The sequence below is a fragment of the Streptomyces sp. NPDC001880 genome, from assembly GCF_053594575.1.
Genome location: NZ_JBSFET010000071.1, coordinates 24,314 through 32,829, shown reverse-complemented (window position 1 = coordinate 32,829; position 8,516 = coordinate 24,314). Strand labels below are relative to the sequence as shown.

At 69.6% G+C, this 8,516-nt stretch carries 5 protein-coding genes; 3 read left to right on the top strand and 2 right to left on the bottom strand.

What is annotated here, in order from left to right:
* The 3 genes from ACWCQ6_RS27705 to ACWCQ6_RS27695 all read left to right on the top strand — a co-directional run.
* Positions 1-1,311: PA domain-containing protein (locus ACWCQ6_RS27705; RefSeq protein ID WP_451093671.1), on the top strand; the 1,311-nt coding region annotated here is incomplete at its 5' end.
* 668 nt (positions 1,312-1,979) lie between these two features.
* On the top strand, positions 1,980-5,675 hold the full coding sequence (locus tag ACWCQ6_RS27700) for a S8 family serine peptidase (RefSeq protein ID WP_451093669.1): 3,696 nt from the start codon (positions 1,980-1,982) through the stop codon (positions 5,673-5,675).
* Positions 5,676-6,039: 364 nt separating this feature from the next.
* Positions 6,040-7,266, top strand: coding sequence for an amidohydrolase (locus ACWCQ6_RS27695; RefSeq protein WP_451093675.1), 1,227 nt, complete (start codon positions 6,040-6,042; stop codon positions 7,264-7,266).
* An 87-nt stretch (positions 7,267-7,353) separates the two neighbouring features.
* Here ACWCQ6_RS27695 and ACWCQ6_RS27690 read toward each other — a convergent pair whose 3' ends face one another.
* Both ACWCQ6_RS27690 and ACWCQ6_RS27685 read right to left on the bottom strand, forming a co-directional pair.
* Positions 7,354-7,692, bottom strand: a complete 339-nt coding sequence (locus ACWCQ6_RS27690) for a hypothetical protein (RefSeq protein WP_451093667.1) — start codon at positions 7,690-7,692, stop codon at positions 7,354-7,356.
* A gap of 98 nt (positions 7,693-7,790) precedes the next feature.
* Positions 7,791-8,117 carry a hypothetical protein gene (locus ACWCQ6_RS27685; protein ID WP_451093665.1) on the bottom strand — a complete coding sequence of 109 codons (327 nt, stop codon included), beginning with the start codon at positions 8,115-8,117 and terminating at the stop codon, positions 7,791-7,793.
* Positions 8,118-8,516: the final 399 nt, after the last annotated feature.

The window sequence follows — 8,516 nt, the reverse complement described above, 5'->3', positions numbered from 1 at the left end:
GGCACCGCCGCGGAGTACGCCGGCAAGGACGTCACCGGCAAGGCGGTCCTGGTCCGCCGCACCGAGGGCGCCGACCCCACGCAGCTCGCCCAGACCGCCCAGGACGCGGGCGCCAAGGCCCTGTTCGTCACCGACGACAAGCCCGGCCGGCTGATGGCGTGGTTCGGCACCGCCGACCGAGAGGAACGGCCGATCGCCGTCGCCACCGTGAACGCGGCCGACGCCGCCAGGATCGCGTCCGCCGCGGCCCGCGGGAAGGCGCTCGACCTGACGGGCACCCGCTTCACCCCGTACACCTACGACCTCTCCGAGGAGCACCCCGGCGCCATCGGCACGGACCTCGTCTTCCAGCCCGGCGCGGACGACCTCGCCACGATCCACTCGAAGTACTACATGCCGACGGACAGGAAGGAGATCGGCGGCGAGTTCCGCTTCGCGGTCACCGACACCTTCCGGTACGGCTTCGGCTACAAGGAATGGATCGCCTTCCCGACCGAGCGCACCGAGTACGTCTCCACCGCCGCCGGCCAGCGCTGGCACGAGTCCGTCGACCTGGAGAAATCGCTCGAGGAGCGCAGCGGCACCCCGTCCTACCGGGGCGGCAGCAAGGTCGAGCTGGAGTGGTTCAAGCCGGTCTGGCACCCGTGGCTCGGCACCGGCCTCGGCTGGGGTCAGGAGCGCGCCGGCAGCGAACTGCGCTTCAACACGCCCGGCTGGGGCGACTCCGGACCGGACCACACCGGCTTCGGCAGGGTGTACGACGACCCGACGATGACCCAGTACACCGAGGTGTACGTCAACGGCGAGCGGGTCGACCGCAGGAAGAGTTCCGGCGCCTACGCCCGGCCGGCCCCCGCAGAGGAGGCCACCTACAAGGTCGTCACCGACACCACGCTCGACCCGGACCGCTGGCGTCTCGCCACCAAGGGCCACTCCGAGTGGACCATCCGCTCCAAGGAGACCCCGGCCGACCGGTGGACCTACCTGCCGATGATCAACCTCGGCTTCGACCTCGACACCGACCTCGTCGGCGACGTCCGAGGCGGCAGCCGGGTGCCCGTACGGATCTACGCCGAGTACGTGAAGGGCGCGTCGGATACCGGTGTCCTCGGCGGCGGCTCCCTGGAGGTCTCCTACGACGAGGGTGCGACCTGGACGAACGTCGCGCTGAGCTCGTCGCGCGACGCCTCCTGGAACGGTGAGCTGCGCGTCCCGAGCGGCGCGAAGTCCGTCTCGCTGCGGGCGGGCGTGAGCGACGACCGCGGCGGCTCGGTGAAGCAGGAGATCATCCGCGCGGTGGGCGTACGCTGACCATTCCGCGCATGACGCGCAGTTAGACCAGGTCCTGGGGCGCGGCCGGAGCCGTCCGGCCGTCCCCGGGACCTGGTCCGCTCGCATCGCGGCCTCGCACGCAGGAACGCCAAGGGCACGTTCCAGGCTCCGCGAAGGACCAGAACAAGCTGGTCGACGTCGTGGCCTCGCGGATTGCCGCAGGGGGCAGCGCGGACGGACAGCGGCAGCCGCATGCTCCAGGTGTCATGTGCATCCAGAGCGCCGAACCCTTGGCGAATCACCGGCCGTCAGCGCGTTCGCCTCATCAAGCAGGGCCTCAGTCCGACTCTGACGCACCCACCACCCGCGCGCCCTCGAGCCCCGCGAGGGCCGTGTCGACCGGCTGCTCCACGTTCTGCCCGGTCGTGCCCGGCCAGAAACCGATCCGCAGCGCCTCGCCCCGCAGCACCCGGTCCAACGCCTCGACCGCCCCCCGGTCTCGTAGCCGCTCCTGACCCCGACCCGCGCGCCGCCCGACTCATTGCGAAGCCTGACCGGCATGCGGCTGTCAACAGAGCATTAACGAATGGCAGTTGACCGCCAGTCACATAGCCGCCACGCGCGACAGGCTTCAACTCCCGTGCCACGGCTCAGACTTATTGCGCCGCCCGGACCATCCCTTCCCCCGGGCGTTTGAGGAGTGCGTCGTGATAAGACCTTCCACGGGAGGAAGGGCCGCCCTGCTTGCCGCAGGGCTCTCCCTGGTGCTGCTCTCGGCAGGGCAGACCGCCGCCGCGCCCGATACCGCTCCGGACACCGCGTCCGTGCCGGCCACCTTCACCGGGGCCCAGGGCGCGAGCACCACCGTCACCCTCATCACCGGTGACCGCGTCACCCTCACCGACCTCGGCGCCGGCCGGAAGACCGTCACCGTCGACCGGGTCAAGGGTGCCACCGGGGCCGTCCGTAACGAGACGGTGAACGGCAGGGTCGCCGTCATACCCGACGAGGCCCGTCCCTACCTGGAGGCCGGTCTCCTCGACCGGCGGCTCTTCGACGTCACCGGCCTCGTCGAGCAGGGCATCACCGGCGATCTGCCGCTCATCGTGACGCACGGCAAGGGTGCCCGCACCGCCGCCGCCCCGCGCGGCACCAAGACCGTCCGGGCCCTGCCCAGCATCGGCGGCGCGGCCGTAAAAGCCAACGAACCAGCCGCCTTCTGGCGCGAGTTCACCGCCTCCGCCCGCCCCGGCGCCCGCTCGGCCGGTGCCATGAAGGTCTGGCTCGACGCCCGGGTCAAGGCTGCCATGGCCGACTCCAACGCCCAGATCGGCACCCCCAAGGCCTGGGAAGCCGGCCTGACCGGCAAGGGCGTCAAGGTCGCCGTGCTCGACACCGGCGCCGACCTCTCCCACCCCGACCTCGACGGACGGGTCGCCGAGAGCCGGTCCTTCATCGAGGGCCAGGAGGTCGCCGACCGCGACGGCCACGGCACCCATGTCGCCTCCACCGTCGGCGGCAGCGGTGCGGGCTCCGAGGGCAAGGAGAAGGGCGTCGCCCCCGGCGCCACCCTCGCCGTCGGCAAGGTCCTCAACGACCAGGGCACCGGCAGCGAGTCGCAGATCATCGCCGGCATGGAATGGGCCGCCAAGGACATCGACGCGAAGATCGTCTCGATGAGCCTCGGCTCCAGCGAGGGCAGCGACGGCACCGACCCCATGGCCCAGGCGGTGAACACCCTCTCCGCCGAGACCGGCGCCCTCTTCGTCATCGCCGCCGGCAACTCCGGCGCCCCGGGCTCCATCGGCTCACCCGGCGCCGCCGACTCCGCGCTCACCGTCGGCGCCGTCGACTCCACCGACCGCGCCGCCAACTTCACCAGCCAGGGCCCCCGCTACGGCGACCAGGCCCTCAAGCCCGACGTCTCCGCCCCCGGTGTCGACATTCTCGCCGCCCGCTCCCAACTCGTCAGCGGCAGCGGCCTCTACACCTCCAAGAGCGGTACGTCGATGGCGACCCCGCACGTCGCGGGCGTCGCCGCGCTCCTCGCCGAACAGCACCCCGACTGGACCGGTGCCCAGCTCAAGAACGCCCTCATGTCCAGCTCCAAGACCCTCACCGCGTCCTCGTACGCCCTCGGCGCGGGCCGGGTCGACGTAGCTGCCGCGATCTCCGCGAACGTCACCGCCACCGGCTCCGCCGACCTGGGCTTCTACTCCTGGCCCTACGAGTCGAACAAGCCCGTGACGAAGACCGTCACGTACACCAACTCCTCCGACGCGCCCGTCGAGCTGAACCTGGCCGTCGAAGGCATGCCGGAAGGCACCACCACCCTCGCCGACACCACCCTCACCGTCCCGGCCCACGGCACCGCGCAGACCACCGTCACCGGCGACGGCACCAAGGCCCCCGTCGGCAACAGCTCCGGCCGCATCACCGCCACCTCCGACGGCACGCCCGTCACACACACCGCGCTCGGCCTGGTCAAGGAGGAGGAGCGCTACACCCTCACCGTCCACGTCAAGGACCGCGACGGCGCCCCCGCCCCCGGCTGGCTCTGGGTGAAGCAGCTGGCCGCGAGTGTCGACCCGTTCCCGGCGGCCGTCGGCGAGTCCGGCACCGTCCAACTGCGCCTGAAGCCCGGCACGTACACCGTCGACACCTTCCTCGACGTCCGCGGCTCGCACGGCAAGGACTCCCTCGGCCTCGGCTTCCTCACCGACCCGGAGATCGTCCTCGACCGCGACCGCGAGATCACCCTCGACGGGCGCCAACTGCGTGAGATCCGCGCCGAGGTCGACAAGCGCACCGAGACCCGGCAGCTCCTGATGGAGTTCGACCGCAAGGCCAACGGGGTCTCCTTCAGCGACGCCGAAATGGTCCCCGCGAAGTACGACTCAATCTTCGCCGCGCCCACCACCAAGCCCGCCACCGGCACCTTCGAGTACCGGACGGTCTGGCGGCTCGGCAAGCCGATGTTCGAGGTCGCCGCGGGCGGCGTCCGGCTCTCCGACGCCACCCCGCAGCGCGGTGCCACCCTCCTCGACGGCCGTCACCGTCTCGGCGTCGTCGACGCGGGCACCGGCACCGCCGCGGAGTACGCCGGCAAGGACGTCACCGGCAAGGCGGTCCTGGTCCGCCGCACCGAGGGCGCCGACCCCACGCAGCTCGCCCAGACTGCCCAGGACGCGGGCGCCAAGGCCCTGTTCGTCACCGACGACAAGCCCGGCCGGCTGGTGGCGTGGTTCGGCACCGCCGACCGAGAGGAACGGCCGCTCGCCGTCGCCACCGTGAACGCGGCCGACGCCGCAAGGATCGCGTCCGCCGCGGCCCGCGGGAAGGCTCTCGACCTGACGGGCACCCGCTTCACCCCGTACACCTACGACCTCTCCGAGGGGCACCCCGGAGCCATCGGCACGGACCTTGTCTTCCGGCCCGGCAAGGGCGAACTCGCCACCATCCACTCGAAGTTCCACATGCCGACGGACAGGAAGGAGATCGGCGGCGAGTTCCGCTACTCGCTCACCGACACCTTCCGGTACGGCTTCGGCTACAAGGAATGGATCCTCTTCCCGACCGAGCGCACCGAGTACGTCTCCACCGGCACCGGCCAGCGCTGGCACGAGGCCGTCAACCTGGGGGAGAGCCGGCTCTCGATGGAGCAGCGCGGCGGCATCTCGTCCTACCGGGGCGGCAGCAAGGTCGAGCTGGGCTGGTTCAAGCCGGTCTGGCACCCGTGGCTCGGCACCGGCGTCGGCTGGGGTCAGCAGCGCTCCGGTAAACAACTGCAGTTCAACACGCCCGGCTGGGGCGACTCCGGACCGGACCACTCCGGCTTCGGCGACGTGTACAACGACCCGACGATGAGCCAGTACACCGAGGTGTACGTCAACGGCGAGCAGGTCTCCCGCAGGATAAGTTCCGGCGGCTACGTCTGGGACGCCCCCGCGGAGGAGGCCACTTACAAGGTCGTCACCGACACCGCGCTCGACCCGGACCGCTGGCGGCTCGCCACCAAGGGCCACTCGGAGTGGACCTTCCGCTCCAAGGAGACCCCGGCCGACCGGCAAACCTTCCTGCCGATGATCAACCTCGGCTTCGACCTCGACACCGACCTCATCGGCGACGTCCGAGGCGGCAGCCGGGTGCCCGTACGGATCTACGCCGAGTACGTGAAGGGCGCGTCGGACACGGGTGTCCTCGGCGGCGGCTCCCTGGAGGTCTCCTACGACGAGGGTGCGACCTGGACGAACGTCGCGCTGAGCTCGTCGCGCGACGCCTCCTGGAACGGTGAGCTGCGCGTCCCGAGCGGCGCGAAGTCCGTCTCGCTGCGGGCGGGCGCGAGCGACGACCGCGGCGGCTCGGTGGAGCAGGAGATCATCCGCGCGGTGGGCGTGCGCTGACACCACCCCGCGTACGACGCACAGTTCGACCAGGTCCTGGGGCGCGGCCGGAGCCGTCCGGCCGCTCCCGGGACCTGGTCCGTCGACCATGAGGAGCACTCGGCAACCGGGGTGTTGTCGAGGGGGGCGTTCCCGGCCGGGGCAGTGGGGTTCGCGGCGGTGGCGCTGCGAAGCGGTCCCGGGCGGCGGGCTTCCTCCGGCACGGGCAGGTGGACGAGGTGACAAAGACCGCACAGTTTACCCACCACCATCTCGCGCCACACGTCGCGACGCAGTCATTTATTCGTCTATATGGCTGAACTTTTTTTGTTTCATGGTCAGTTGAAGGGGGAAGGGCCTTACTCTTCTCCAGGTGAACCAGTTGATGTCCCGCGAGTCCGACGCCGAGCCGACCTCCTCCACCGAACCGCTGCCCGGCACCCTCCCCGAGGACCTGCGTGCCGAGCTGATCGCCTTCCGGCGCGATCTGCACATGCACCCCGAGCTGGGCAACCAGGAGTTCCGTACCACCGCGGCCATCAAGGCCCGGCTGGAGAAGGCGGGACTGGAGCCCCGGGTGCTCGACACGGGGACGGGGCTCATCTGTGACGTGGGCACGCGGGACGACTCCACCGCGCCCATGCTCGCCCTGCGCGCGGACATCGACGCACTGCCCATCCCGGACACCAAGGCCGGCGTCCCGTACCGTTCCACCGTCCCCGACCGGGCGCACGCGTGCGGACACGACATCCACACCACCTCGGTCCTCGGTGCCGGGCTCGTGCTCGCCGGGCTCGACCGGCAGGGGCTGCTCCCGAACCCGGTGCGGCTGATCTTCCAGCCGGCCGAGGAGGTGCTGCCCGGCGGGGCGCCCGACACGATCCTGTCCGGGGCGCTGGAGGGCGTCGGGCGGATCATCGGAGTGCACTGCGACCCGAGGGTGGACGTCGGGCGGATCGGGCTGCGGGTGGGGGCGATCACCTCGGCCTGCGACCGGCTGGAGGTGTCGCTCGACGGTCCGGGCGGGCACACCGCCCGGCCGCACCTGACCACCGACCTGGTCACCGCCGCCGCCAAGGTCGCCACCGAGGTGCCCGCGCTGCTGGCCCGCCGGATCGACGCGCGCGCCGGGCTCGCCGTCACCTGGGGGCGGCTGGAGGCCGGTCACGCCTGCAATGTGATCCCGCAGCACGCCGAACTGTCGGGCACCGTCCGTTGTCTGGAGCTGGCCGCCTGGCGGGAGGCCCCCGACCTGGTGCACGCGGCGATCGACGAGGTGGCCGGGATGCACGGCGCCAAGACGATGATCAACTACGTCCGCGGTGTCCCGCCCGTGGTGAACGACGCCGCCGCGATCGATCTGCTCGCCGCGGCGATGACCGCGCGCCGCGGATCGCACGCGATCGAGGGCACCGAGCAGAGTCTGGGCGGCGAGGACTTCTCCTGGTACCTGGAACACGTCCCCGGCGCCATGGCCCGGCTCGGCGTCCGCAAGCCCGGCGACAGTGCCCGTCTCGACCTGCACCGGGGCGATTTCGACGCCGATGAGGAGGCGATCACGGTCGCCGTCGAGCTGTTCACCGCTGCGGCGTTGCTCGACAGGAGCTCATAGGCCGGGGGAATGTGAAGGGCGCCGTCCAGCCTGGAGAACAGGCCGGACGGCGCCCTTCATGTCACTGACGGATCCCTCGTGTCACCGTCAGATTCGGTAGACGTGGGCCCCCACCTTGTACACACCGACGTTGGGGTTGTCCGAGCATTTCGCGCTGGACGTTTCTCCGTTGCCCTTGCCCCGGCCGTAGACGACCCATTGGCTCCCGCGGGGGTCGATGCAAATGACCTTCACCTGCTGGCGCTCGACGACGGGCAGCATTCCCGTGCACTTCGAGTAGCCGGTCCACGGCGCCTTGCTCGACTTCCACACCTCGCAACTGGTCCCCCGGACACCTGCCTCGGCCGCTGTGGCGCCGGGCGCCACCAGCAGGGATCCGGCCACTGTCGCCAACGCGAGCACCGAAGTGATCGAACGCCTCTTCATTCTTGCCCTCTCCAGGTGATATTGAGGCAAAGCAACCTTCAATGAAGGCTATTCATTTGTGTAAGTGAAGCGAGAGTTTTTCGATGTGATGATGTTTATCAGTGATCGAAAACGAAGCCGACCTTCAGGACTCCGACGCTAGGATTATCCGAGCACTTTGCGGTGGAAGTCTGGGCGTTCTTCTTCCAAGGGCCGTAGGCGCTCCACTGCGATCCGCGCGGATCGATGCAAGTGACCTTCACTCGGAACTTGTCGGCCCACGCCATGCCGCTGCAGTAGGCGGATCCGGTCCATGGCGCGGTGTTCGACTTCCAGGTGTTGCAGTCGCCGACGCGCGCTCCGGCCGACGCGCCGGGTGCGAGTGCGAAGGTTCCGGTGGTGAGCGCGAGTGCGATCCCCGCCACGACGGAGGCTCTCTTCTTCATAATTCCCCATCCGTTTTGCCTCACGGGAAGAGCCTTTCGGGGAATTCCGCGTCCGATTTTCGGCAGGGTGGCACATTCCTGGCCGAAAATGTATGGCGGAAAACCTGTCGTTCGACTCGACCCGTAGCTGACTGGTCGAAAAGTTTCTATCAGTAAATTTGCGGGCTTGGCAATGGATTAGAAAAGTTGAGGAAATGGGGTTCTGTGGAATGGGGAATTCCGCGTGTCGCGCTCGTGGTCGACTGGGCGTTTTGTCCCGGTGTGCCCTTTCTTGTCGACGCTCACGCGGCGTGGTCGCTCGCTACCCTTACGGAGGTGTCGGCGCTCGCCATCGAAGCGGGTTCGCGACGATCCGATAACGACTCATGAACGGGTGCTTAACTGACATCTACGCGCGTT